This window comes from Streptomyces sp. VRA16 Mangrove soil, from assembly GCF_017377775.1.
Classification (GTDB): Bacteria; Actinomycetota; Actinomycetes; order Streptomycetales; family Streptomycetaceae; genus Streptomyces.
The window spans coordinates 101,336-126,420 of sequence record NZ_JAFVLN010000008.1 but is presented as its reverse complement, the minus strand read 5'-3'; the positions used below and the strand labels follow the sequence as shown (position 1 = coordinate 126,420).

18 protein-coding genes are annotated in these 25,085 nt (G+C 72.5%); 10 read left to right on the top strand and 8 right to left on the bottom strand.

The features are described from left to right. Positions 1 to 28: 28 nt before the first annotated feature. Genes J3486_RS22545 through J3486_RS22535 form a run of 3 tightly spaced genes read left to right on the top strand, consistent with a single transcriptional unit; the run spans position 29 to position 3,733 of the window. Positions 29 to 2,131, top strand: coding sequence for a hypothetical protein (locus J3486_RS22545; protein WP_207823036.1), 2,103 nt, complete (start codon positions 29 to 31; stop codon positions 2,129 to 2,131). Continuing rightward, on the top strand, positions 2,131 to 2,715 hold the full coding sequence (locus J3486_RS22540; RefSeq protein ID WP_207823035.1) for a histidine phosphatase family protein: 585 nt from the start codon (positions 2,131 to 2,133) through the stop codon (positions 2,713 to 2,715). Before J3486_RS22545 ends, J3486_RS22540 begins: the two co-directional genes overlap by 1 nt. Positions 2,716 to 2,749: 34 nt before the next feature. After that, complete coding sequence (locus tag J3486_RS22535) at positions 2,750 to 3,733, top strand: alpha/beta fold hydrolase (RefSeq protein ID WP_207823033.1); 984 nt, start codon at positions 2,750 to 2,752, stop codon at positions 3,731 to 3,733. On the opposite strand, the gene J3486_RS22530 is transcribed toward J3486_RS22535, so the two are convergent. Further along, the gene (locus J3486_RS22530) at positions 3,690 to 5,000 is read right to left on the bottom strand and encodes an MFS transporter (protein ID WP_229378425.1); all 1,311 of its coding nucleotides are present in this window, start codon (positions 4,998 to 5,000) and stop codon (positions 3,690 to 3,692) included. The two genes, J3486_RS22535 and J3486_RS22530, sit on opposite strands and share 44 nt — an antisense overlap. Positions 5,001 to 5,102: 102 nt before the next feature. Between J3486_RS22530 and J3486_RS22525 the strand changes: the two genes are divergently transcribed. Both J3486_RS22525 and alc read left to right on the top strand, forming a co-directional pair. Next, positions 5,103 to 6,029, top strand: a complete 927-nt coding sequence (locus J3486_RS22525; protein ID WP_207823031.1) for a LysR family transcriptional regulator — start codon at positions 5,103 to 5,105, stop codon at positions 6,027 to 6,029. Positions 6,030 to 6,105: 76 nt separating this feature from the next. Next, positions 6,106 to 7,233 carry an allantoicase gene (gene alc, locus J3486_RS22520; RefSeq protein ID WP_207823029.1) on the top strand — a complete coding sequence of 376 codons (1,128 nt, stop codon included), beginning with the start codon at positions 6,106 to 6,108 and terminating at the stop codon, positions 7,231 to 7,233. Between the two features lie 154 nt (positions 7,234 to 7,387). On the opposite strand, the gene pepN is transcribed toward alc, so the two are convergent. Continuing rightward, positions 7,388 to 9,961: an aminopeptidase N gene (gene pepN, locus J3486_RS22515; protein WP_207823027.1), complete on the bottom strand. Its 2,574-nt coding sequence runs from the start codon at positions 9,959 to 9,961 to the stop codon at positions 7,388 to 7,390. 123 nt (positions 9,962 to 10,084) lie between these two features. On the opposite strand from pepN, the gene J3486_RS22510 reads away from it, so the two are divergent. Beyond that, positions 10,085 to 10,588, top strand: coding sequence for a DUF1203 domain-containing protein (locus J3486_RS22510; RefSeq protein ID WP_207823025.1), 504 nt, complete (start codon positions 10,085 to 10,087; stop codon positions 10,586 to 10,588). 59 nt (positions 10,589 to 10,647) lie between these two features. Here J3486_RS22510 and J3486_RS22505 read toward each other — a convergent pair whose 3' ends face one another. Then, entirely contained in the window at positions 10,648 to 11,667 is a 1,020-nt protein-coding gene (locus J3486_RS22505; RefSeq protein WP_207823023.1) for an aspartate-semialdehyde dehydrogenase, read from the bottom strand. 197 nt (positions 11,668 to 11,864) lie between these two features. On the opposite strand from J3486_RS22505, the gene J3486_RS22500 reads away from it, so the two are divergent. Continuing rightward, positions 11,865 to 12,395 (top strand): sigma-70 family RNA polymerase sigma factor, encoded by a 531-nt coding sequence (locus J3486_RS22500; RefSeq protein ID WP_207823021.1) that lies wholly within the window; start codon positions 11,865 to 11,867, stop codon positions 12,393 to 12,395. Position 12,396: 1 nt separating this feature from the next. Beyond that, positions 12,397 to 13,134 (top strand): hypothetical protein, encoded by a 738-nt coding sequence (locus J3486_RS22495; protein WP_207823018.1) that lies wholly within the window; start codon positions 12,397 to 12,399, stop codon positions 13,132 to 13,134. Between the two features lie 72 nt (positions 13,135 to 13,206). On the opposite strand, the gene J3486_RS22490 is transcribed toward J3486_RS22495, so the two are convergent. Next, complete coding sequence (locus tag J3486_RS22490; protein WP_207823016.1) at positions 13,207 to 16,548, bottom strand: S8 family serine peptidase; 3,342 nt, start codon at positions 16,546 to 16,548, stop codon at positions 13,207 to 13,209. Positions 16,549 to 16,874: 326 nt separating this feature from the next. Between J3486_RS22490 and J3486_RS22485 the strand changes: the two genes are divergently transcribed. Both J3486_RS22485 and J3486_RS22480 read left to right on the top strand, forming a co-directional pair. After that, positions 16,875 to 17,378: an NUDIX hydrolase gene (locus J3486_RS22485; RefSeq protein ID WP_207823014.1), complete on the top strand. Its 504-nt coding sequence runs from the start codon at positions 16,875 to 16,877 to the stop codon at positions 17,376 to 17,378. 210 nt (positions 17,379 to 17,588) lie between these two features. Continuing rightward, positions 17,589 to 19,361 carry a TIGR03767 family metallophosphoesterase gene (locus J3486_RS22480; RefSeq protein WP_207823011.1) on the top strand — a complete coding sequence of 591 codons (1,773 nt, stop codon included), beginning with the start codon at positions 17,589 to 17,591 and terminating at the stop codon, positions 19,359 to 19,361. Positions 19,362 to 19,470: 109 nt separating this feature from the next. On the opposite strand, the gene J3486_RS22475 is transcribed toward J3486_RS22480, so the two are convergent. From J3486_RS22475 to J3486_RS22460, 4 genes are all read right to left on the bottom strand, one after another. Next, positions 19,471 to 20,544, bottom strand: coding sequence for a hypothetical protein (locus J3486_RS22475; RefSeq protein WP_207823009.1), 1,074 nt, complete (start codon positions 20,542 to 20,544; stop codon positions 19,471 to 19,473). Between the two features lie 321 nt (positions 20,545 to 20,865). Then, the gene (locus J3486_RS22470) at positions 20,866 to 22,215 is read right to left on the bottom strand and encodes a VWA-like domain-containing protein (RefSeq protein ID WP_307804896.1); all 1,350 of its coding nucleotides are present in this window, start codon (positions 22,213 to 22,215) and stop codon (positions 20,866 to 20,868) included. Continuing rightward, entirely contained in the window at positions 22,212 to 23,531 is a 1,320-nt protein-coding gene (locus J3486_RS22465) for an AAA family ATPase (RefSeq protein WP_229378424.1), read from the bottom strand. Before J3486_RS22465 ends, J3486_RS22470 begins: the two co-directional genes overlap by 4 nt. A 74-nt stretch (positions 23,532 to 23,605) precedes the next feature. Further along, positions 23,606 to 24,913 (bottom strand): hypothetical protein, encoded by a 1,308-nt coding sequence (locus J3486_RS22460; RefSeq protein ID WP_207823003.1) that lies wholly within the window; start codon positions 24,911 to 24,913, stop codon positions 23,606 to 23,608. Positions 24,914 to 25,085: the final 172 nt, after the last annotated feature.

Sequence of the window (25,085 nt, the reverse complement as noted above, 5' to 3'; positions counted from 1 at the left end):
TGTGGGCCGGCGTTCGTATGGTGGATGGATGACGGGGGCATCAACTGGCGGTACATCTCCTACAGATCTCGAGAGCTCGGTACACACCCACATCTGCGGGGACGGCGGCGCCGTCGTGCTGCGCTCCGACACCAAACTCCCGGAGGCGATGCGGACCTGGGGCGCGGACCGCACGGTCCGCGCCTCGGTGCTCCGGGAGGCGTTCCGGCTCCGTGCCGCGGGGGCCGACGGCTCGCACTGCGTGCATCTGCAGGGGCTGACGATCGAGGGGCACCTCGATCTCGACTACCTGACGACCGAGGCGAACGTGCGGCTGCTCGACTGCCACTTCCGGGACGGTCTGTCCCTGCGCAACGCGCAGCTGTCGTCGCTCGATCTGAGTGGCAGCCTCTTCGAGGACGGGTCCGGGCCGTGCGTCTCCGCGGAGAACCTCGTCCTGCGTTTCGACCTCCGGATGGACCGCGCCCATGTCCTCGGCAACGCCCAGCAGGTCGCCCTCTCGCTGCACGGGGCGGAGATATCCGGCTGCGTGTTCGCCGGGGGCATCACCATCAGGCACGCCCACGGCCCCGCGGTGGACGCGACGAACCTCGTGGTGAAGGGCGACTTCCATCTCGACCGGGGCTGCGTCGTCGGCCGTCACCCGGGCGCGGCGCTGACCCTGCGCGGCGCCCGGATCGGCGGCCGGATGTACCTCACGGGCACCGTGCTCAACAACGAGCAGGGCCAGGCGATCCAGGCCGACCGGATGCGGGCCACCAACGGGCTGCGGATCCGCGGTGCCACGGTGACCGGCGCCTCGGCCAAGTACGGCATCGTCTCGCTGGTCGACGCGGCGGTCGGCGGCAAGGTCGACCTGAAGCAGACGCGGATCGAGAACTCGGCGGGGCCCGCCCTGGTCGCGAGCAGGCTGAAGGTCGAGGGCGACCTCGACCTCGACGAGACCCGGATCTCCGGCACCGGGGAGCGGCCCACCGTGAATCTGTTCAACTCGTCGGTGGCGGGCACGCTGTCCGTCGCGGGGGCGGAGCACCGGAACACGGGCGGCTGTGTGACGGACGCCCAGCAGGCCGCCGTCGACGGTGACGTCCGCCTCGACCACTCCACGTTCACCAGCCGCACCGACCGGGCCGCCGCGGTCAACGTGTTCAGCGCGCGCGTCGGCGGCTACATGTCCCTGTCCAGCACCCGGATCGTGAACGAGCTGGGCACCGCGCTGTTCGCCGTCCAGCTCAAGGTCGCCGGTGACCTCCGGCTCGACGCGGGGTTCATGGCGTCCGGCGGCGGCAACGACGGTGTGGTGCGGCTGCACGCGTCCAGGATCGGCGGAGTGCTGGACGTCACCGCGTCCCACTTCGAGGCGACGCGCGGACCGGCGCTGTCCGCCCGGTCGATGGAGGTCCTCGCCGACCTCCGGGCCGACGCCTTCACGGTCACGGCCAGGGGATCGGCGAGGGACCCCGTCTCCCCGCCCATGATCGACCTGCGCAACACCAGCGTCCGCGGCCGGCTGGCGATCTCACCGCGGACCATCGAGGACAACCGGGCCGCCACCCGGCGCAAACTCATCGCCCTCGACGACATGGTCTTCGGTGTCCTGGATCCCAGGATCACGGTCAGGGACTGGATCAAGGTGCTCGCCGAGGACACCCCCGCGTACACCTCACAGCCCTATCAACACCTCGCCGGCCGCTATCGGGACCAGGGGGACGAGCGCGAGGCGCGGCAGATCCTCATGGCCCAGTACCGCGACCAGCTGAAGCGGTCCGACCGGCAGGGGCCGCTGCTGCGGGTCTGGCAGAAACTGGCCGGGGTGACCATCGGCTTCGGGCACCAGCCCTGGCGCGCGGTCTTCGGCCTCGTCGGGATCTTCGTCATGATGAGCCTGATCGCCCTGTGGGGCGGCGGGCTCACCGGCGGCGGCTGCCACGGGGTGCAGCGCATCGGCCGCGCCGTCGAGGCCAGCCTGCCGTTGCTGCGCATGCAGCAGCTGGAGGGCTGCACCACCGGTTCGGGCACGGCGGGCCTGATCTACATTCTCGCGACCTGGGTCGCCCAGGTCGCCGCCTGGATGTTCGCCACCCTGTTCATCGTCGGCCTCACCACGGCGGTCCGCCGCCGCCCCTCGTGATGACGGACCGCATCCGCCTGGTCTACGAGACCCACGCCGTCACCGAGGACAACGAGAACGGCATCGCGACGGGCCGGCTCCCCGGCCGGCTCTCCGGGCGCGGACGTGTGCTGGCCGTCGAGTTGGGGGAGCGCAGGCGTGGGACCGGGCTCGACGCCGTCCACACGTCCGACCTGCGCCGGGCCGTCGAGACGGCCGAGATCGCGTTCGCGGGGACGGGCGTCCCGGTCCACCGGGACGCGCGCCTGCGGGAGTGCGACTACGGGGCGCTGAACGGCGCCCCGGTCGAGGCGGTGGCCGCCGAGCGGGGCCGCCGGATCGCGGTGCCGTTCCCGGGCGGCGGTGAGAGCTATCGCCAAGTCGTCGACCGGACACGGGAGTTCCTGAACGACCTGGCGGCGACGGAGGCCCGCCACGTTCTCCTGATCGCCCACGCCGCCAACCGCTGGGCCCTGGCCCATCTGTTCACCGGGGCGCCGCTGGAGGCGCTGGTGGACGCTCCCTTCGTGTGGCGGCCCGGCTGGGAGTATCTGCTCGTGCGGGGCCGGCCTTTTTGCCGGAACGGCAACGAATCCAGCCCGTAGCCGCCTGGTGGAGGCAGGATCGAAGTGCCGCACGATGCCGCAGATCCTGGAGGAAGCGATGCACCGCCTCGTCCCGACGCCCGCCGGACGTACCCACCTCGTCGAGCAGGGCGAAGGCCCCCTGGTCCTGCTGCTGCACGGGTTCCCCGAGTCCTGGTACTCGTGGCGGCGTCAGCTTCCGGCACTGGCCGAGGCCGGGTACCGGGCCGTCGCCGTCGACGTACGCGGATACGGGCGGTCGTCGAAGCCCGAGGCGCTCGACGCGTACCGGATGCTGGAGCTCGTCGAGGACAACGTCGCGGTGGTGCGCGCCCTGGGCGAGGAGCGGGCCGTGGTCGTCGGGCACGACTGGGGCGCCAACATCGCCGCCACCTCGGCCCTGGCGCATCCCGAAGTGTTCCGCGCCGTGGGGCTGTTGAGCGTGCCGTACGCGCCCCGCGGCGGACCGCGCCCCAGCGAGGTGTTCGCTCACATGGCGGGCGGGGACGAGGAGTTCTACGTCTCGTACTTCCAGGAGCCGGGCCGCGCCGAGGCCGAGATCGAGCCGGACGTGCGGGGCTGGCTCGCCGGGTTCTACGCCGCGCTGTCCGCCGACACCATGCCGGGCCCCGGCGCCCCCGACCCGCACTTCGTCACCCGGGGCGGGGGCCGGCTCGTGGACCGGTTCCCCGCGGGCCGCCCCGGCTGGCTCGGCGAGGACGAACTCGACTTCTACGCCGGTGAGTTCGAGCGCAGCGGCCTGCGCGGCGCGCTCGCCCGGTACCGGAACATGGACCGCGACTGGGAGGACCTGGCCCCCTACGACGGCGCCCCGGTCGTGCAGCCCTCCCTGTTCATCGGCGGCAGCCGCGACGCCTCCACGATGTGGCTCGCCGATGCCGTCGAGGCGTACCCCAAGACGCTGCCGGGACTCGTCGGTTCGCACCTCCTCGACGGGGCCGGGCACTGGCTCCAGCAGGAGCGGCCCGACGAGGTCAACCGGCTGCTTGTGGAGTGGTTGCGCGGGCTGCCGGACTGAGCGGGGCGGCGGCCGCCCGGGCCCTCAACCGGGCCGCGCACAGCCGCCGTTGGACAAGGGACAGGCCCGCGATGCCCGCCCCCAGCGCGATCCAGCCGAGCGGTCCCGCCGCCATCACCCCGGACGTGAGCACCGGTGGGCCCACCGACTTCTCGATGGACTGGGACATGCCGGCCACGCCGAGGTAGGCGGGCCTGGCGTGCTCGGGGGCCAGGCGGACCGCGAGTTCCCAGGAGCTGACCGAGCGCATCAGTTCGGCCAGGGTGATCAGGACCGTGCAGAGGGTGAGGAGCGCCGACGCCGTCCAGGCGCCGCCCGTTCCCGAGACCGCCAGGAGCGCGCAGGCCAGCAGGGTCAGGGCGCCGTAGCGGGGCAGGGCGCGCAGCGCGCCGGACGCGTCCGTGAAGCGGGCGGTCACCCGGAGCTGGAGCAGCACCACCATCAGCGTGTTGATCACCAGGAACGCCGGGATCAGCGCGTGCGGCGCGTCCGTGTGGTGCACCAGCCACAGCGGCAGCCCCACGTCGAGGATCGCGCCGTCGATCGTCATCGGGATGTCGAGGAGCACGAAGAGGAGGTAGCCGCGGTCGCGCCAGGGCGCGGGGGCCGGACCCGGTCCCGTCGCCGGGTCCGCCGGGCGGCCGGCCGGGCGGCCGTGGTGCGGCGCCTTCGTCCGCGTACGGAGCACGAGGAGGGCCGCCGCGACGTACGAGACCCCGTTCGCCAGGATCAGCGCGTGGTAGGCCGTCGTCGTGCCCACCGCGAGCCCGATCGCCGCGACCCCCGCCCCGGCCCCGTACGCGGCGTTCGCCACACTGCGCGCCAGCGCCTGGTACGTCGCCCGGCGCTCGCCCGCCGCCTCCGTCGCGAAGATCATCTCCAGCGTCTTGGCCGCCCGGTCCCCGGCGCAGATCAGCGCCACCACGCCGAGCAGTGCCCAGAAGTCCGTGAGCGTGAGCAGCGCGAGGACGGCGGCCAGGCGCAGGGCGTGGCACCACACCAGCAGCGCGCGCACGGAGAAGCGCTGGGCCAGCCGCCCGCCGAGCGGGGAACCGGCGATGCCCGCGACCCCGGCCGCGCCGAGCAGCAGGCCGAGCCGGTCGCCGTCCATGCCGACGACGAACGTGAAGTACAGCACGCTGGACGCCGCCCACACCCCGGTCCCGGCCCGGTCGAGGAACTGCCCGAGCAGCATCAGCCGCGCGTCGCGCCCACCGGGCGGCCGCCGCAGCCCTGCCAGCAGCCCGTCCCCGTCTGTCGTCCCCATCCTGGAACCCGCCTCCCCGTCGTCCGCGAACCCCGAAAGTCTCGCCATCAAGAATCTTGATGTCAAGGTATTTTTTCGCGGGTGACCCTTTACGTTGGCCGCATGAGCGAGGACGACGGGCGGAGCGAACTGCGCCGCGAACGATGGGACATCAAGAAGCTGGTGATCCTGCGGACCCTGCGCGAACGCGGCACCGTCACCGCGACCGCCCAGGCGCTGCTGATGACCCCGTCGGCCGTCTCGCAGCAGCTCACCAACCTCGCCAAGCAGCTCGGCACACCCCTCCTCGAAGCGCACGGGCGGCGCGTCCGGCTCACCGACGCCGCGCACCTCGTGCTCCGCCACGCCGAGGCCGTCTTCGCCCAACTGGAGCGCGCCGACGCGGAGTTGGCGGCCTACCGGCACGGGGAGAGCGGCGTCGTACGGGTCGCCGCCTTCTCCACCGCCGTGCCCGCGCTCGTCGTCCCCGCCGTACGGAAACTGCGCGCCGAGCGGCCCGGCATCACCGTCCGCGTCCGGGAGGCCGAGGCCGCCCAGGCGTACGAGCTGCTCGCGGCCGGAGAGGTCGACCTGGCCCTCTCCCTCGCCGCGCACGCGCCGACCGCCCGCGACCCCAAGTTCACCCGGGTCCCGCTGCTCGCCGATCCGCTCGACGTCGCCCTGCCGGTCGGGCATCCGCTCGCGGGGACGTCCGGGCTCCGGCTCGCCGACCTCGCCGGTGAACCCTGGATCTTCGGCGGCTCCGGGCCCTGGTCCGAGATCACCACCGCCGCCTGCGAGGCCGCCGGATTCGTCCCCGAGCAGGCGCACAGCGCCGCCGGCTGGACCGCGATCCTCGCCATGGTCGAGGCGGGCATGGGCGTCGCCCTCGTCCCGCGCATGGCCGCCGCCCGCCGCGACGGGGTCGTCATGTGCGCGCTGGGCCCCGACCGTCCCGTACGGCACGTCGTGGCCGCCGTGCGGCGCGGGGCGGAAGAAGGGGCGGCGGTGCGGCGGGTACTGGAGGCGCTGACCGCCGACGACGCCTGATTGTTAAGGGGAACCGAAAAGCCACCCCGGAAACTTTCGATGGACCTGCTGCCTTGCCGCGCCGGACAGTTGAGCCATGACTTCGACTCCCGTGACCGACGACCCGCACGCCAACGACGCCGCCCCCTACGGAGGCGGCGACCCGTACGCCGACTACCACACCTTCGGTGACGGCGACGCCTTCACCGAGCTCGTCGACCTCGCCGACCGGCGGCTGGGCGCCGGAGTCGTCGCCGCCAACGACGAGTTCTTCGCCGAGCGGGAGAACCTCCTGGTCCGCGAGCGCGCCGTCTTCGACCCCGAGCACTTCGGGCACAAGGGCAAGGTCATGGACGGCTGGGAGACCCGGCGCCGCCGAGGCACCGCCGACGCGCCGTTCCCCGCCCCCGAGGACCACGACTGGGCGATCGTGCGGCTCGGCGCGCCCGGCGTCGTCCGCGGCGTGGTCGTCGACACCGCCCACTTCCGCGGCAACTACCCGCAGCGCGTCAGCCTCCAGGCGACCTCGGTGCCGGGTTCGCCGAGCCCCGAGGAACTGCTCGCCGCCGACGTGAAGTGGGAGGAGATCGTCCCGGTCAGCCAGGTCCGCGGGCACGCCGCCAACCACTTCGCCGTGACCTCCGAGCGCCGCTTCACGCACGTCCGCGTCCGCCAGCACCCCGACGGCGGCATCGCCCGGCTGCGCGTGCACGGCGAGGTCGTGCCCGACCCCGCGTGGCTCGACCTGCTCGGCACCTTCGACCTCGCGTCCGTGCTCAACGGCGGTACGTACGAGGACGCGTCCGACAAGTTCTACTCGTCGCCGACGCAGATCATCCTGCCCGGGACCTCGCGGAAGATGGACGACGGCTGGGAGAACCGGCGACGGCGCGTCCACGGCACCAACGACTGGGTCCGCTTCCGGCTCGCCGCACAGGGGGCGATCCGCGCCGTAGAGATCGACACCGCGTACCTCAAGGGCAACTCGGCCGGGTGGATCGCGCTCAGCGGGCGCAACGGGGAGAACGGCGAGTGGTTCGAGATCATCCCCCGCACCAAGCTGCAGCCCGACACCCTGCACCGCTTCCCGCTCGCGGCGCAGGCGGTCGCCACACACGTGCGTCTTGACGCGTTCCCCGACGGGGGCGTGGCCCGGATGCGCGTGCACGGCGTGCTGACCGGGGAGGGCCGGGCGGCGCTGGAGGAGCGGTTCCGCCGCGGGTGATGGCCGGTTGCGACGGCGGGGCTTCCCCTGGGGGCACACGGAGTGTGCCTCTCAGGGGCGCGGGGCTGTATCGATATGCGGCTCCGCCGCGTGGGCGCGACCAGCCCCCACCGGCCGGCAGCCGCGATGAAACGGCTGCCGGCAGACGAGTGGGCTACGCGTCCGCGCCCTGCGCCTTCAGGGCGCGCTCCACCCCGGCGCGGGACTCGGAGACGAGGCGCCGCAGTGCCGCGCTGGGCTCGGCCGAACCGAGCCACGCGTCGGTGGCGTCCAGCGTCTCCCGGGACACCTGGATCGCCGGGTACAGCCCCACCGCGATCTGCTGCGCCATCTCGTGCGAGCGGGACTCCCACACATCCTTCAGCGCCGAGAAGTACTTCTCGGTGTAAGAGGCGAGCAGCTCGCGCTGGTCGGTCTGGACGAACCCGCCGATGACCGCTTCCTGCACCGCGTTCGGCAGCTGGTCGGACTCGACGACCGAGGCCCACGCCTCCGCCTTGGCCTCGGCGGTCGGGCGCGCGGCCCGCGCCGTGGCGGCGTGCCGCTCACCGGCGGCGGTCCTGTCCCGCTCGTACTCGGCGGAGATCTCCGCCTCGTCGTAGCGCCCGGTCGCGGCGAGCCGCTGCACGAACGCCCAGCGCAGCTCCGTGTCGACGGCGAGCCCCTCGATCGACTCGCGGCCCTCCAGGAGGGCGACCAGCAGATCGATCTGGAGCGGGGTGCGGGCCGTCGCCGCGAAGGCGCGGGCCCACGCGAGCTGGTGGTCGCTGCCCGCCTCGGCGGTGCGCAGGTGCGTGAGGGTCGCCTCGGTCCAGCGGGTGAGGAGCGTGTCCCGGTGCGACGGGGCCGCGTACAGGTCCAGGGCCAGCTTCACCTGACGGTGCAGCGACTGGACCACGCCGATGTCGGACTCCTTGGCGATGCCGCTGAGCACCAGGTCCAGATAGGCGCTGGCGGACAGCTCGGCGTCCCGCGTCATGTCCCAGGCCGACGCCCAGCACAGGGCGCGCGGCAGCGACGCCTCGAAGTCGCCGAGGTGCTCGGTGACGAACGCGAGCGACTGCTCGTCGAGGCGGACCTTCGCGTACGACAGGTCGTCGTCGTTGAGCAGCACCACGGCCGGACGGTGCTTGCCCACCAGCTGCGGCACCTGTGTCGACTCGCCCGCGGTGACGTCGAGTTCGACGCGCTCGCCGCGCAGCAGCTTGCCGCTGGCGTCGTCGAGGTCGTAGAAGCCGACGGCGATGCGGTGGGGACGGAGCGTCGGCTCGCCCTTCGCGCCGGCGGGCAGCGCCGGGGCCTCCTGCCGGATGGCGAAGGAGGTGATGACACCGTGCTCGTCGGTCTCGATCTCGGGCCGCAGGACGTTGATGCCGGCCGTCTCCAGCCACGCCTTCGACCAGGCCTTCAGGTCACGGCCGCTGGTCTCCTCCAGGGCCCCCAGCAGATCGCTGAGCCGGGTGTTCCCGAACGCGTGCCGCTTGAAGTACGCCTGAACGCCCTGGAAGAACTCGTCCATGCCGACGTACGCGACGAGCTGCTTGAGGACCGAAGCGCCCTTGGCGTACGTGATGCCGTCGAAGTTCACGAGCACGTCGTCGAGATCGTTGATCTCGGCCATGATCGGGTGCGTGGACGGCAGCTGGTCCTGCCGGTACGCCCACGTCTTCATGGAGTTGGCGAACGTCGTCCACGAGTGCGGCCAGCGCGAGCCCGGCGCGTACGCCTGGCAGGCGATGGAGGTGTACGTGGCGAACGACTCGTTCAGCCACAGGTCGTTCCACCACTCCATGGTGACGAGGTCGCCGAACCACATGTGGGCCAGCTCGTGCAGGATCGTCTCGGCGCGCACCTCGTAGGCGGCGTCCGTCACCTTCGACCGGAACACGTACTGGTCACGGATGGTCACCGCGCCCGCGTTCTCCATCGCGCCCGCGTTGAACTCCGGCACGAAGAGCTGGTCGTACTTGGCGAACGGGTACGCGTAGTCGAACTTCTCCTGGAACCAGTCGAAGCCCTGCCGCGTCACCTCGAAGATCGCGTCCGAGTCGAGGAACTCGGCGAGCGACGGCCGGCAGTAGATGCCCAGCGGGACCGACTGACCCGTCTCCGCGTTCTCGTACGACGAGTGCACCGAGTGGTACGGGCCGACGATCAGCGCCGTGATGTACGAGGAGATGCGCGGCGTCGGCTCGAAGTGCCAGACGTCGTCCTTCGGCTCGGGCGTCGGCGAGTTGGAGATGACGGTCCAGCCGGTCGGCGCCTTCACCGTGAACTGGAAGGTGCCCTTGAGGTCGGGCTGCTCGAAGGTGGCGAACACGCGGCGCGCGTCCGGCACCTCGAACTGGGTGTAGAGGTACGCCTGCTGGTCGACCGGGTCGACGAACCGGTGCAGGCCCTCGCCCGTGTTCGTGTACGCGCAGTCGGCGACGATCCGCAGCTCGTTCGGCCCGGCCTCCAGGCGCGTGAGCGCGATCCGCGAGTCGCGGAAGACGGCGGCGACATCCAGCGAGCGCCCGTTCAGGACCACCTCGTGGACGGCGTCGGCGATCAGGTCGATGAACGTCTCCGCACCCGCCTCGGCGCTGTCGAAGCGCACGGTGGTCGCCGACCGGAACGTGCCGCCTTCCTGCGCGCCGGAGAGGTCGAGATCGATCTCGTACGAGTCAACGGTGAGCAGCTTCGCCCGCTGCTGCGCCTCTTCTCGGGTCAGATTGGTGCCAGGCACGCGGTCATCTCCTAATGCGGTCTACGTTCGTGACGTTTCCGGTCATCCTTCCACGTGGGACGGCGTGAACGCGATGTCTGTTTTCCGCCGGTGAACACACATCCGCGGCGCGACGCTGGAGCCATGACCAGGTACATCGCACGCCCCATCGAGCCGACCGCCCTCAAGGAGCTCCGCACCGCCGACGACGCAGGCCGCCCCACGGTCCCGTACACGGCCACGGACGACGAAGCGGGCTCCCCGCTGCGCTGCTGCCTCAAGCCCGTCGAGGCAGGTGAGCGCATCGCCCTCGTCTCCTACGCGCCCCTGCGCCGCTGGGCCGCGGGGACCGGCGCGGACCCGGGCGCGTACGACGAGCAGGGACCCGTCTTCCTGCACGCCGACGAGTGCGGCGGGTACGTCCCCGGGGACCGCTACCCCTTCGACCGCCCCGGCGCCCGGCGCACCGTCCGCCGCTACGACGCCCGCGGCCGCATCGCGGGCGGCGCCCTGCTGGAGATCCCGGCCGACGCCACGGCGGGGATCGACGCTGCCCTCGACGCGGCGTTCGCCGACCCGGAGGTGGTGCTCGTGCACGTCAGGGCCCTGGAGTACGGCTGCTGGCACTTCGAGGTGCGTCGCCCCTGACGCACGACGCCCCCGAAGCCGTTCATGGCTTCGGGGGCGTCGCGCCGTCGGGCCGGTGCCTACCGGGCGCGCAGCTCCTCGGCGACCAGCTCGGCGATCTGCACCGCGTTCAGCGCGGCGCCCTTGCGGAGGTTGTCGTCGGAGATGAAGAACGCCAGGCCGTTCTCGACCGTCTCGTCGTTGCGGATCCGGCCGACGAACGAGTCGTCCTTGCCCGCGGCGACCAGCGGCGTGGGCACGTCCGTGACGACGACGCCCTCGGCCGAGGAGAGGATCTCGGTGGCGCGCTCGGGGCTCAGCGGCCGCGCGAAGCGGGCGTTGACCTGGAGGGAGTGGCCGGTGAAGACCGGGACGCGCACACAGGTGCCGGAGACCTTCAGCTCGGGGATCTCCAGGATCTTGCGGGACTCGTTGCGGAGCTTCTGCTCCTCGTCCGTCTCGTTCAGACCGTCGTCGACGATCGAGCCCGCCATCGGCAGCACGTTGTACGCGATGGGCGCGACGTACTTGTTCGGCGCGGGGAACTCGGCGGCCGAGCCGTCGTGCGTGAGCTTCGGGGCCTCCTCGCCGACCTTCTTGACCTGCTCGAAGAGCTCTTCCACACCGGCCAGACCCGAACCCGACACCGCCTGGTACGTCGCGACGACCAGCGCCTCCAGGCCCGCCTCCAGGTGCAGCGGCTTCAGGACCGGCATCGCGGCCATCGTCGTGCAGTTCGGGTTGGCGATGATGCCCTTGGGGCGGTCCTTGATCGCGTGCGGGTTGACCTCGGAGACGACCAGCGGCACCTCGGGGTCCATGCGCCAGGCCGAGGAGTTGTCGATCACGACGGCGCCCTGCGAGGCGACCTTCTCCGCGAGGGCCTTGGAGGTGGCGCCGCCGGCGGAGAACAGCACGATGTCCAGGCCCGTGTAGTCGGCCGTCGAGGCGTCCTCGATCGTCACGCCGTCCACGGTCTTGCCGGCGCTGCGCGCCGAGGCGAACAGCCGCAGCTCGTCGACGGGGAAGTCCCGCTCGACGAGGATCTTCCGCATGACCGTGCCGACCTGACCGGTGGCTCCGACGATTCCGACCTTCACAGGGTTCCTCCGTACGTACACAAGCGGCGGGGTGCCGCTCCATGATGCGTCTGTCCACGCCCGCCTTGTCCAATCGATTGTCCGAGGTACGGGACGCGTGGGGTTCACCACAGCCACATCACGGGCCGGGGCGAACGTTCCGGGTGTCTGCGGCGTCATAGGACACACGCGTGCGCACGCGGGCTCGGGGAGGGGCATTGCTGCGAAGAAAGCAGAAGAGAGGGAAGCCGGGGGATCGGCCGGACGATCCCCTGGCCCCGGCCGTCGAGGACCGGGTGCGGGCCGTCCTGTCCCTGGGCGGGGTGCCGTACGCGGATCTGCCGGACGGCGTCCAGCAGGTCCGCCTCCGGCTGCTGGAGCGTGCCGCGAAGGGGGAGGACGCGCCGCGCGACGTCTCCGCGTGGGCGGCGGTCGTCGCCTCCAACCTCGCCATGGACTGGCACCGGGCCAAGCGTCGCCAGGAACGGCTCGGCGAGCGGCTCGCGTCCCTGCGCCAGGAGGACGCCAGGGACGCCGCCGAGACCCGCGTCCTGTCCCTCGCCGTCGCCCAGGGCCTGGACGAGCTCCCCGACCCGCAGCGACAGGTGGTCGTGCTGCGGTTCTACGCGGATCTGCCGGTCCGGGACATCGCGGCGGAGCTCGGGGTGCCCGAGGGCACCGTCAAGAGCCGGCTGCACACGGCGGTACGGATGCTCAGGGCGCGGCTGCGCGAAGAGGAGGTGGTGTGAGGTGGACGAGGCGAACGACGCGACCAGGGAGGACCGGCTCCTGCTGCTGGCCGCCCTCGGCGAACCCCTGCCGGACGACGACCCGCGGGCGGCACGGGCCGCCGCGGACATCGCCCAGCTGCGCGACCAGGTCCGCGGCCTCGGCGACGCCCTCGCCGGCCCGCCCGCTCCGAAGCCCGTCCCCGTACCGCCGCGGGCACCGGTACCGCTGCGCCGGCGGCGCTCGGTGCGGCTGGCGTTCGGCGGGCTCGTCGCGGCCTGTGGGGTCTCGCTCGCCACGGGCATGGTGTGGCTGCTCGCCCACAGCGGGGCGATGAGCGGCGCCGACAGCGGGGCCGCCGACAAGGCGGCGTCCGACGGCAAGGCAGGCCCCGGAAACTCGAAGGCCGATCTGACCCCCGAGGGATTCGTCGCCTGCTCCCGGATCATCGCCGACACCCGGGTCCTGACCGTCGAACCCGTCCCCGGTACCGACATGGACCGCGTCACGGTCCGCGTCACGCACTACTACAAGCCGCAGAAGGGCGGCCCGGAGACGTTCACCTTCCCGATGAGCCACGACGTGGACCCGCGCCCGAAACCCGGCGACCGTCCCCTGATCACCCTCCCGAAGGGCGGCGGGCAGCCGGACAACTGGGCCGAGGGCAAGGACCGCGAGCGCCTGCGCACGATGATCCTCAAGGCCCTGCCGAAGTCCCGCACGCTGACCTGCGACGGGCGCTCGGGGCCGGGTGACTAGGCCTTGCCCCGAGCACGCGAGAGGGGGCGGACGCCATCGGCGCCCGCCCCCCGGATCACGTCACACGACGTACTACTGCGTGACCTTCTCGATCTGCACGCTGCCCGTGCCGGTGACCACACCGCGCTCGTTCAGCAGCTGCACCTGGCCGAAGAACTCACGGCCCTCCGGCGCCGGAGCGGCCGCCGTGACCTGCGCGGCCACCGAGGTGGACGCGCCGCCCGCCAGCGAGACCTTCTTCGACTCGTCGACCTTCACCGTGCCGAGGGCCGGGGAGAAGAAGACGTCCGAGTAGTCGTACGCGGTCGAACCGGACGGCACCGAGTACCCGACGACCTCCACCGTGTACGTACCGGCGGCCGGCTTGCTGATGGTCACGGCCTCCTCGGAGTCGCCGTCGGCGGACTGCGCGACCTGGTTGCCGGCCGCGTCGTAGACCGTCAGGTCCAGGTCGGCGGACTTGTCGGAGACGTTGCCGATGGCGACCGTCAGCTTCTCGGCGCCCTCGGGCACGACGACCTCGGAGGTCTGCGTCGCACCTTCGGCGATGGTCGGCCGCGCCGACTTCGACGAGCCGAGCGAACCGCCCTTGAGGGTGCCGCCGTCGATGGCCGCGAAGTTGTTCGTGACCTTCCACGCGACGTCGGCGGGCTGCCCGACCTTGGCCTCGGCGACCGTCTGCACGGCCGGGTCGAAGGCCGCGCCGAGCACGGCGGCGTCCAGCGTGTACGGGTTGTCGAGCAGCGGCGACGTACGGCGCGCCTCGACCTCGATCTCCCAGACACCGGCCTGCGGGTCCGCGTACGAACGCAGGTCGGGGCGGCAGCCGTTGCCCGAGCCGTCGCCGTAGTTCGGGTAGCAGCTCGGCGTCGACGTGTCGTCGACCGGGACCCCGTACGGGTGGATGGAGATGAAGCGGGTCTGGCTCTTGTCCTTCAGGCCGCTCATCCGCACCTGGAGCGCCTCGGCGCCCTCGGGCACCGTCACGAAGTAGGACGTGACGCTGTTGCGCTGCACCGAGCCCTTGGCGGTGAAGGTGTACGACGGCTTGGTGACCGGCGTCGAGACGATGACCGTCGCCATGACCTGCTGGTCCACGCCCTCGGTCTTCGGGTCGTCGATCTGGAGGATGGCGCTGCGCAGCCCGGCCGACTCCGGACGGGCCTGCACCTTCACGGTCACGGCCTTGTCCAGCGGCAGGTACACGTAGCTGGAGCCCGCGATGGTGAAGGTGTCACCGGAGTTGTTCTTCAGCGACAGCCGGTGCAGGACCGGCTTGGCCGAGCCCGACGTCCGCGTGACGGTGACCTCGTAGGTCTTCTTCTGGCCGGCCTTCAGGCCGCCCTCGCGGTCGTAGATGCCGGTGCCGAAGCCCGGCGTCTGAAGCGCGTAGTCGATCGCCGTGTCGACGGGCGCCTTCACGGTGTACGTGTGCGCGCTCGCCCCGTCCTTGATGGACTTCCAGGCGTCGACGATGTCGATCAGCCCGGAGCCCTCCGCGTACGCCTGCTCGCCCTTGATGTGGGTCGCGGTCGAGGTGAGCGCGGTGCGCAGCTTCGCCGGGGTCAGGTCGATGTGCTTCTGCTTGGCGGCCGACAGCAGCAGCGCCGAGGCGCCCGCGGCCTGCGGGGACGCCATCGAGGTGCCCTGCAGCATCGAGTAGCCGGCCGGCAGCGAGTAGCCCGCCTCGGGGACCGGCGAACCGGCCAGCCAGGTCTGCGTGGTGTTGATCGCGGCGCCCGGCGCGGTGATGGTCGGCGTGAAGCCGCCGTCCTCCCGCGGACCGCGCGACGAGAACGGCATCATCGCGTACGACTTCTCGACACCGGAGCCGTAGTTGGCGGCCCAGGTCTCCTTGGAGATCGAGGCGCCCACCGAGACGACCTTGTCGGCGAGGCCCGGGTCACCGATGGTGTTCGCGCCGGGGCCCGAGTTGCCCGCCGAGATGACCAGCTGCACGCCGTACTCGTCGATGAGGCGCGTGTACAGCTCGGAGCGGGCGTTGTTGCCGTCGTTGAGCGCCGGCAGACCGCCGATGGACATGTTGACGATGTCCACGCCGCGCTTGGTGACGAGGTCGATCATGCCCTCGGTCAGCGCGACGTTGGTGCAGCCGCCGGACCACGTGCAGGCACGCGACGAGACGAGCTTCGCGCCGGGCGCGGCACCGTTCATGTTCTTGTTGCCGAACAGCGAGTTGGCCGAGGTGATGCCCGCGACGTGCGTGCCGTGCTCGGACTCGATGACGCCGATGTTGACGAAGTCGGCCTTCTTGCCGACCCAGTCGCCGCCGTACGGGTCCATCGGGACGTCCTTGCGGATCTCCACGACGAACGGCACCCGCTCGACGACGTCGGTCGACGGGTCGTCCTTGCCGAAGTACCCGATCTGGTAGCCGTCCTTGTACGGCTTCATCGGGGTGTCGTCGGTGAAGTCGCCGTTGTCGTTCAGGTCGACGGTGACCGTGCCGGCGGCGGAGTCGTAGAGCACGCCCCACGAGTCGGTGGTGTCGCCGTCCCGGTTCAGGTCGCCCTTCTCGTCACCGCCGGTGGTGGCGGCCTCGGCGAAGGTGCTGATCCCGTACGAGCCCGAACCGGCCTTGTACGTCCGGCCCTTGTACGTGAACGTCGGCCCGGACACCTGGGTGACCATCGGCCGCCAGGTCGCGTCGCCGTCCACGATCGGGTCGGTCGAGGTGACCCAGTCGACGATCTTGCGCTCGCCGGTGGTGGTCTTCTGCAGCGCCGGGTGACCGAGGTCCACGCCCGAGTCGAGGATGCCGATGGTGACGCCGCGGCCGTCCGCCTTCGGGTTGTCCTTCACGAAGTCGACGGCGCCCGTCTCGAAGGACGGGTTGTATGGGTTCTTCGCCGGAGTGTTCGCACCGGGGCCGCTGTACGAGGCGGCGGCCGAGCCCTTGGCGGCCGCGCCCTTGGCGGCGTCGGCGGCCGGTGTCGGGTCGTCGAGCTGGATCTCCTGGCGCAGGTCGATGCCGTGCACGGAGTCGAGCTTCTCGGCGGCCTTGATGGCGGCGTCGGCCCGGCCCGTGGGCAGGGTCGCGCGGACGTAGCCGAGCTTGTCGTAGGTGCGGCCGACGGAACCGCCCTTGACGGAGTCGAGCTGCCGGGCGACCTCCTCCGTCTTTCCGGGGGCGGTCGCGACCATCACGGTCACGTTCTTCGCCTTGTCGGCCTCGGCCTTGGCGAGCAGTTCGGCGTCGTGCGCGCCGAGCTTGTCACTGGCGGACTTGACGGCCGGGTCGGCGGCCGGGGTGGAACCGGAACCGGCCTGTGCGGCGACGGCCATGGGTATCGGCCCTGCCGCGGTGAGCGCGGCCACCAGGCCGGCGGCGGCCGCGAGCCGGGCCGCGCGTCTCGCACCCGATATGGGCGCGCGCTGGGGATCGGGGGTCATCAGCATCCCTGTACGTGAAGGTGAGCCACGAAGGCTGATCGAAACGGCTCCGGAATTCGGTGCCGGATGACCGATCAGCTTTACGCAAGTGACCACGGTTTGGGGAGAGTTGCCCGGGGCGGGAGCAGGTCATGGCGTGATCCCGCCATACGCCAGCGCGCCCAAACCGCCATGATCCGGGCTTATGTTCCCTCCTTTTTCCCTGCCCTTTCCCCGTCTCTTGAGTGCTTTTGAATCCTTCGTGGTTCAACTCACCGGTCAACGGGCGTAGCGGCGAAACCCGCCCATCTCCTGCGCATCCGCCCGGATGCCTCTAGCGTCGGGGGATGCAGAGAGAGCTGAGGGTGGCGGCGTACGCCGTGTGCGTGCGCGACGGACAGGTGCTCCTGGCCCGCTGGGTCGCGGGCGACGGCAGCAGACGCTGGACGCTGCCCGGCGGCGGCATGGACCACGGTGAGGACCCGTACGACACGGTGATCCGCGAGGTCGACGAGGAGACGGGCTATGTCCTCAACCCCACCGCCTTCCTCGGTGTCCACTCGGTGCTGCGCCGCTACCCGCGCAAGCTCGGCAAGATCGCCGACTTCCACGGCCTGCGTCTCGTCTACGAGGGCGAGATCACCGGCGGCACCCTGCGGCACGAGGTGAACGGCTCCACGGACATGGCCGCCTGGCATCCCCTGGACGCGGTCGCCGAACTGCCCCGGGTCGAACTGGTCGACGTCGGCCTCACCCTGTGGCGCGACCGCCCGCGCGACGGGCACATCGCCCCGTCGGACGGGCCGGAAGGACCGGGGCACTCCCTTCCCCGCAAGGTGAACACAGAGTGACCGCGAGACCGCGCGTCCCCCACCCGCGCATGACAACCCGAAACCGGCGAGAGCCCCCGGTGATCCACGTACCGTGATCGGCGCTGCGCGTTGAGTCGCCGTTAACGCGCAGGCCATCCCCGATGCCAACGATCCAGTACGGACGGGCAGTTCGAAGCAGCGCCGCCCGGCCGCCACTGTCGACGCGTCCGCACTCGGGGAGACCGCGCCATGCCGCGCACACGCTCTGTCACCGCCGTCACCAAAGTCGCCGCTCATTTCGACCGCCGTACGTTCCTGGCCGCGACCGGTGCCCTGACGCTGAGCGCGGGCATCGGGTACGCGCTCGGCCCCGGCGGGCCCGAGGCCGCCGCCGGGACCGTCCCGGTCCAGGCCCTGTCCCGCAAGGCCCCGGCGGCGCCGCTCGCCCCGTACACCCGGGGCACCACCCTCGCCACGGTCGCCACCCCGCACGGCTCCGGCTACCGGCGCCTGGGCGACGGACCGGCCTGGCAGCGGGTGGTCCGCTCCGAACTGGCCGGTGCCCGCTCGGGCCGCGAGGGCCGCCGCACCGCGCTCGCCGCCTTCGTCCAGTTCACCGACCTGCACCTGGTCGACGTGCAGCACCCGCTGCGCTACGAGTACCTGAGGTCGCAGACCGCGAGCGCCTGGCGCCCGCAGGAGGCGCTGTCGGTCGCCGGGGCGGTGTCCCTCGTGGAGCGCGTCAACGCGCTGCGCGGCGCCCCGGTCACGGCCGCGCCGCTCGGCTTCGTGATGACGACCGGCGACAACACCGACAACAACGCCCGCTCGGAACTCGACTGGTTCCTCGTGACGATGAGTGGCAGTCGCGGCGGCCGCATCACCCCGAACACGGGCGACGCCCGCCACTACGAGGGCGTCCAGAACAGCGGCCTGAAGCTGTACTGGCACCCGGACGCGGCCCTGCGCGACGCCGACAAGCAGGACCACCACTTCCCGCGCATCGAGGGCTTCCTCGCCGCGGCGATCTCCGAGGTCCGCAGCCCGGGTCTGAACCTGCCCTGGTACTCCACGGTCGGCAACCACGACGCGCTGCCCGGCGGCTGCTACGCCCCCGGCGACGGCTTCTTCGCCGAATTCGCCGTCGGGGGCCGGAAGCTGATGGACCTGCCGGCCTCGGCCGGCAAGGCGATCTGGGACAACGTGAAGAAGGGCGGCGACCCGAAGGGCACGGCGTTCAAGGAGCTGCTGCGCGCGCAGGCCCGCCACATGCGTGCGGTCACCCCGGACGAGTCCCGCGCCCCGTTCACCCCCGCCGAGTACCTGGCGGCCCACCTCGACCCGGCGCACACCGGACCCGGCCCGGTCGGCCACGGCTACACGCACGCGAACGTGGCGGCGGCCACCCAGTACTACACCTTCCGCGTCGCGGACGGCGTCCTCGGCATCAGCCTCGACACGACCGACCCCGGCGGCCACTACGAGGGCTCACTGGGCACGGCCCAACTGAACTGGCTCGTCCGGCAGCTGAAGACCGCGGAGCGCAACGGCGACCACGTCATCGTCTTCTCCCACCACACCAGCAAGACGATGCGCAACCTGAACAAGGACCCGGGCCGTCGCACCGAGAAGCGCCACGACGGCAAGGAGCTGGCCGCCGTCCTGGCCGCCCACCGCACGGTCCTGGCCTGGGTCAACGGGCACAGCCACAAGAACGACATCACCGCGCACACCGGCACCGGCGGCGCCCCCGGCTTCTGGGAGATCTCCACGGCATCGCACGTCGACTTCCCCCAGCTGGCCCGGATCATCGAGATCGCCGACAACCACGACGGCACCCTCTCCCTCTTCACCACCCTGATCGAGTCCTCGGCCCCGCACCGCACCGACTTCACGGACCTGACCCAGACCGGCCTCGCCGCGCTCTACCGCGAACTCTCCTTCAACGCCCCCGGATCGCGGTCGACGCTCTCGGGCACGGCGGGGGACCGGAACGTGGAACTGATCCTGAAGAAGGGCTGAGCCGCGCGCCGCGCGTGCGAAGGGGCGCGGTCGCCCTCACGGCCGCGCCCCTTCGCTCCCCTCCTGATACCGCCCCGCTCCGGCCCGTCACGACCGGAGGTCTTGTCGACTACTGGGGCAGCACCACGACATACGCCGCCGGGTCACGGTCCCCGGAGGCCATCAGGGCCGTCCGCACCACGGCGGCCTGCTGCTCGACCGACTCGCGCAGCTTCTTCGGGGTGATGTGGACGACGGCGATCCCGAGCCGCTCCAGGTGCTCGCGCTTACGGGCGTACTCGCTCCACAGCGCGTCGTCGTCCTGCCGAAGGCCTTGGCGCGGGGCCCGCGTGTCCAGCTCGACGGCCACCGAGTGCTCGGGCCAGTAGGCGTCGACGCCGCCCAGGTGCGGACCGCCCGGCAGCCGAAGATCGACGTTCCACACCGGGTCGGGCAGGCCGTGCTCGCGCACCATGGCATACAGCCGGTCCTCGGCGATGGCCCGCCCCTCCGCCAGCAAAGAGTCCACGGCGTCCACCACGTGCGGCCGCGACAGCAGCCGGGCCCGGGTCAACTCCCGTACGACGGCTGCCGGTTCGCAGTGCCCGCCGCGCACCGCCTCGGTGAGCAGCCGGCGTACGGCCTCGGCGTCGGCGAGCTGCTCCACGGCGTCCGCGAGCGCCCGGGGTACGGGGGCCACCGGAACTCCCGTCAGCTGCACGGGAGTCGGCAGCGACGCGGTGCGCAGCAGCCGGGCGAAGTCGGTGGAGCGCAGCCGGCGGGTGCGTGGCACGAGCACGTCGACGTGGTCGAGGGAGAGCGGCGGGGGAGCGGACGAGAACCCGTGCAGCGCCAGCGCGGCCAGTCCGGTGACCACGGCGTCGGTGTACGACGGGGCGGGTGCGGCGTGCGGGTCGCCCGGCGCGGGCTGCGCGGGAACGGCGTCCGTCGTACCGCGCCGCTCCGCCACGCGGCCCGCGTACAGCAGCACCGCGTGCAGCCGTTCCTCACCGGTCGGCGGGCCCGGGTGGAGCAGGAAGACCCCGGGCAGGACCTGTTGCCAGGGCCCGCCCGACCGGCATTGCTCGTGCGCGGCGGCAGCCGGGACGCCGTGCGCCTTGAGCTGGGCGGCGCTCATGACGCGCCGCTGGGTCTTGACGAGGTGGCGGAGGGGGCGGGGGGAGCAGGGGGTGTTGTGGTTCATGTCGTGGCTTTTCCCGCTGTCGATCAGCGCTCTAACCGCTGTTACAGTCCCGTCGACAAACCCGGACAAGCTCGCCCTAAAGCCAGCCCGTCCACATGCCGAAAAGCCCAGGCGGCACAGGGGGTTACGGCCCCGATTGCCAACATTCAGTAACACCCACTCCGCCACAACGCCTCGGCCAATCCGCCGCCCAGCCCGGCCGCCTTGGGCAATCTGCCGCCAAGGGCGGCAGGGTGGGCAAGGCGGCACCCCAGCGCCGGGCAGGCGCCCCCGCAGGCCCCCGCCCACGGCCCCGCTCCCGGGCCCCAACCCGGCCCCACCTCACCCCAGCGTCACCACCCGAGCCCATTCAGGCGGCACATCAGGCACGTACTCAGGATCCTGCTCCCGAGCGGCCCGCCCGGGCCGGGGAAAGAGCCCCACCACGGTCCGGCAGGGCGGCCGCTCGGAGGGCCACGGCGTCTGACCGTCCGTCAACGCGACGATCACATCGGGCCGATGCGAACCCCGCAGAGCCCGCGCGAACCCCGACCGAAGATCCGTCCCCCCACCCCCGACCAGCTCCAGACTCTCGGCCCGGCACAACGGCACCGCAACCCCGGCCGCCGCATCACAGGACACGACGGAGACCAGATCGCGCCGCCCACCCACGGCCCGCGCGATCGCCGCCACTTCGAGCAACGCCGTCCCCAACTCGGCATCGCTCACCGACCCCGACGTGTCGATCACGACACACACCCGGGGCGGATTGCGCCGCAGACTCGGCAGGATCACCCCGGGCAGACTCGCCGACCGCCGCGAGGGCCGCCGGTAACTGTGGTTCTCCCCGACCCCCGGCGCCCCCGCGGCCGACCGGATCGCCGCCCCCAGCAACTCCCGCCAGGGCTGCGGCGGATGGAACGCCTCGTCGGCCCAGCGCCGCCACCCCTCGGGCGCCTCACCGGGCCGCCCCTTGATCCCCTCGGCGACCCGGAACCGCACCGCGTCCCGCTGCTGCCGGGTCAGCCCGTGCGCCCCCTCGGGGCCCAGCTCCCAGGGCCGCGCCTGCCCGTCGGCACCGCTGCCGCAGTCCAGCCACGCCAGCTCGGCGGCGAGCCCCGACATCGACGCCGTCCGCAGGTACTCCTCCATCAGCAGCCCGTCCGGCAGCTTGAGCAGCGAGGGCAGGACGACTCCGGCGGGCCGCGGCAGCCCGTCCCCGTAGATGTCGTCGTTGATCTCGAAGTCGGCGGCGATGTTGCGCCGCAGCCGCTCGCCCGGCCCGTACGCCCCGTGCTCGCGGGCGTACCGCTCGCCCCGCCCGTGGTGGTCCCGCAGCAGATGCGACACCTCGTGCACCCAGACGCCCGCCAGGTCCTCGACGGACATCCGGGCGACGAAGCCGGGAGAGACGTAGCAGCGCCAGTACGCGTCCACGGCCATCGTCGGCACCGACGGGTCCGCCACGATGTGCAGGGCGAACAGCGCGGCCGCGAGATACGGCCTGACCTGCACCGCGTGCAGCCGCGCGGCCAGCAACTTCTCCCTGTCCAGGGGGAGTCCGGGCTGCGGAGGGCCGGGGGCGGGTCCTCGGTCCGCCCGCACCGGACGCGGCGGCGCGGGCGGCGCCATCGGCCGCGGCACGGGCCGGGGAGCGGGGTGAGCGGCCGGGCGCCGCGCGGCCCCCGTCACCGGCCCACCGCGGCCCGCGCCGCCGGCTTCCCCTTCTCGGCGGCCCGGGCCACCGACCGCTCGGCGCGCCCGGCGACACCGACGACGTCGACCAGCCGTTCCACCGCGTCCGGCACCTCCCACTCGTCGCGCCGCAGCCCGGCGAGCGCCGCCGCCGGAGCGACCAGCAGATCGGGCGCCCCGGTCTCCAGGGCGTGCACGAGTACGGCCCAGGCCGCCTCCCAGCGCGCCCGCTCGGGCCGCGCCCCGACGGCCGCCACCACCGCCTCCAGCGCGGCCTGCCGCAGATCACCGCGTACGGGAAGTCCGGCGGCGGCCGGGTCGGCGAGCAGGATCTCCGGGTCCGGGAGGTCCATCCGGTCCAGATGGGCGAGGAGTTCGAGCCCGGGACCGTCGCCGACGGCGCCGCGCACCAGCAGCGCGAGCACCTCGCGGGAGACGGACGCGGCCGTCGCGAAGGCCAGCAGCGTCAGGGCCGTCTCCCAGCTGCGCGGCGAGGGCCAGGCGCCGCCGCGCCGGGTCTCGCTCGTCGGCAGCCGGTGGATCAGCGTCGGCCGGGCCTCAAGGAACCCGCACACCGCCCGCCGTGCGAACGTCACGGCATCGGTCAGCAACTCCGGCTCCAGGGTGGGAAGTTCGGCCCGCGGCCACACTCCGCCGAGGCCGCGCACCACCACCTCCCGGTCGTGCACCCACTGAAGATGCACGAACCGGTTGGCCAGCGGCGGGCTCAGCTCCCAGCCGTCCGCCGCCGACGCCCGCGGGTTGGCGGCCGCCACGATCCGTACGCCGGGCGGCAGTTGGAGCGCGCCGACCCGTCGTTCGAGGACCACGCGCAGCAGCGCCGCCTGCACGGCAGGGGTGGCCGTGGACAGCTCGTCGAGGAAGAGCAGCCCGTGCCCGGCCCGCACCAGCTCGACCGCCCACTGCGGCGGCGCCATCGGCACGCCCTGCACGGCGGGGTCGTCGCCCACGACGGGCAGCCCCGCGAAGTCCGACGGCTCGTGCACGCTGGCGATCACCGTCGTCAGCGGCAGCCCGAGCGACTCGGCCAGCCGGGTCAGCACCGCGGTCTTGCCGATCCCGGGCTCGCCCCACAGCAGCACCGGCAGATCGGCGGCGACGGCGAGGGTGAGCGCTTCGAGCTGTTCGTCGGGCCGGGGTTCGGACGAGGTCGTCCGCAACAGCCCCAACAGGTCGTCGGCTACCGCGAGTTGCGACGAGGGCGCCACAGAGGGAAGGGGCGCGGGGGAAGGGCAGGAGGGGAGGGAAGGAAGGGAAGGGAGGGAAGGGAGGGGAAGCGAAGTCAAAGTCATCACCTGGGGTGGGAGAAGGGCGTGCGCGCAGGGCGATGCGCCGCGGCGCGCACAGGGAAGCCGGGCGGGCCGGGTCAGACGGTCAGGGCGACGCGCGGGCGGGTACGGGTGCGCCGGTCGAGCTTGCCGCGCCGTGCGCTCGGGTCGGCGTGATGAGCCGGTACGTCGTCCAGGCGGGCCCGGAAGAGGCCGTGCCCGACGCGCCCGGCGGCGGCCGACTCCAGTTCTTCCTTGAGCGGCCCGTCGCGCAGCACCGCACCGGGTCCGAGCAGCCCCTCGACCACGGCGAGCGCCCCGACGGCGTCCCCGTGCAGCAGCCGCTCCCGCACGGCGGGCAGCGCCTCGGGGCTGCGGTGCACCGCGTCGATGGCCCGCAGACACGGCAGCCCGGGACCGCCGAGCGCCATCAGCAGTTCCTCGCGGCGCAGTTGGTCCGGTGGGTGGTCGACGGCGGTGAGCACCCCGCCGCGCAGCGCGATCCGGTGCACCTCGCCCCGGCACGGGACGCGGTGCGGATCGGCGGCCTGCGCGCCGGACCGGTCCCGCGCCGGGTGGTCCGCGTGCCCGGCCAGCGCCGCGGCGACGACCGGATGCAGCCCGCCGCCGGTGACGAGCCCGGCCCGCAGCAGCTCCAGATCCGGCGGCACCCGGACGGCGGCCTCCGGCAGCACCGGCAGCGCGGCGGCCTCCTGTGGCGCGAGCGGTGCCCGCACCGGCCGGCAGACCGGGACATGGCTGTCGTCGGGCGCGACCAGTTCGACAACGGTCCGCCCGCGTGCCCCGGTCCGTACGACGAAGAGCCCGCGCGGCCCCAACCCGTCGGCACGCAACAGCAGTTCGCCCTCGGTGGCCCAGTCGGCGGCGGCGCGCGCCGCCAGCTCGTGGCCGTGATCGGCGTCCCACAGATGCCGGTGCAGATCGAGCCGGAACCGCCGCTCGGGGTGCGGATGCGGATGGTGCGGAAGAGGCTGCCCGGCGCCCGGTTCCCACAGGGCCAGGGACAGCCGCTGCCCGGCGTCGGCGCGGGCCGGAGGCGTCCGCACCACCAGCTGCACGGACCCGTACCGGACCAGGCGGACGGTGAGTCCGGGCCGCAACAGGCCGTCGGGGGCGACGCGGGGCAGGTGCCAGCGCAGCAGATCGGGTGACAGGCGCCGCAGGTCGGCGCGGACCCGACGGGCGAGCAGGGTGCCGTGGCGACGGCGCACGGCGGACAGATCGAGATCGACGTCGACGCGGGCGGCGGCGCAGGCCCCGGCCCAGTCGCCGACGGCACGGCGCGCGGCGCAGGTCTCGATCATGGAGGGTGGCACGGCGTACGCACGCACGCGCTGCCACATCGAAAGTCGGGCCGGAATCCCGTTCACGAAGTGAAGTGCCATCAGCACTCACCTTGTGTGAACGAGTCCCCCAATCGAGAAGAGAAGAAGTTCATCATCGGCCCCATCATAAGCACACCGGGCGCCGGCGGCCCTGGGTAATCTGGCGGCCGGGACGGCGGGGTGCGCAGGGTGGCACCCCGGCGCGGGGCGAGCGCCACAGCAGGCACCCGCC

What these genes read in the sequence shown, in the direction of transcription:
- J3486_RS22545 (WP_207823036.1), top strand. Translation starts at nt 29, where the DNA reads ATGACGGGGGCATCAACTGGCGGTACATCTCCTACAGATCTCGAGAGC.
- J3486_RS22490 (WP_207823016.1), bottom strand. Translation starts at nt 16,548, where the DNA reads ATGACCCCCGATCCCCAGCGCGCGCCCATATCGGGTGCGAGACGCGCG.
- J3486_RS22480 (WP_207823011.1), top strand. Translation starts at nt 17,589, where the DNA reads ATGCCGCGCACACGCTCTGTCACCGCCGTCACCAAAGTCGCCGCTCAT.
- J3486_RS22510 (WP_207823025.1), top strand. Translation starts at nt 10,085, where the DNA reads ATGACCAGGTACATCGCACGCCCCATCGAGCCGACCGCCCTCAAGGAG.
- alc (WP_207823029.1), top strand. Translation starts at nt 6,106, where the DNA reads ATGACTTCGACTCCCGTGACCGACGACCCGCACGCCAACGACGCCGCC.
- J3486_RS22465 (WP_229378424.1), bottom strand. Translation starts at nt 23,531, where the DNA reads ATGACTTTGACTTCGCTTCCCCTCCCTTCCCTCCCTTCCCTTCCTTCC.
- J3486_RS22460 (WP_207823003.1), bottom strand. Translation starts at nt 24,913, where the DNA reads ATGGCACTTCACTTCGTGAACGGGATTCCGGCCCGACTTTCGATGTGG.
- J3486_RS22485 (WP_207823014.1), top strand. Translation starts at nt 16,875, where the DNA reads ATGCAGAGAGAGCTGAGGGTGGCGGCGTACGCCGTGTGCGTGCGCGAC.
- J3486_RS22525 (WP_207823031.1), top strand. Translation starts at nt 5,103, where the DNA reads ATGAGCGAGGACGACGGGCGGAGCGAACTGCGCCGCGAACGATGGGAC.
- J3486_RS22530 (WP_229378425.1), bottom strand. Translation starts at nt 5,000, where the DNA reads ATGGGGACGACAGACGGGGACGGGCTGCTGGCAGGGCTGCGGCGGCCG.
- J3486_RS22540 (WP_207823035.1), top strand. Translation starts at nt 2,131, where the DNA reads ATGACGGACCGCATCCGCCTGGTCTACGAGACCCACGCCGTCACCGAG.
- J3486_RS22475 (WP_207823009.1), bottom strand. Translation starts at nt 20,544, where the DNA reads ATGAACCACAACACCCCCTGCTCCCCCCGCCCCCTCCGCCACCTCGTC.
- J3486_RS22535 (WP_207823033.1), top strand. Translation starts at nt 2,750, where the DNA reads ATGCCGCAGATCCTGGAGGAAGCGATGCACCGCCTCGTCCCGACGCCC.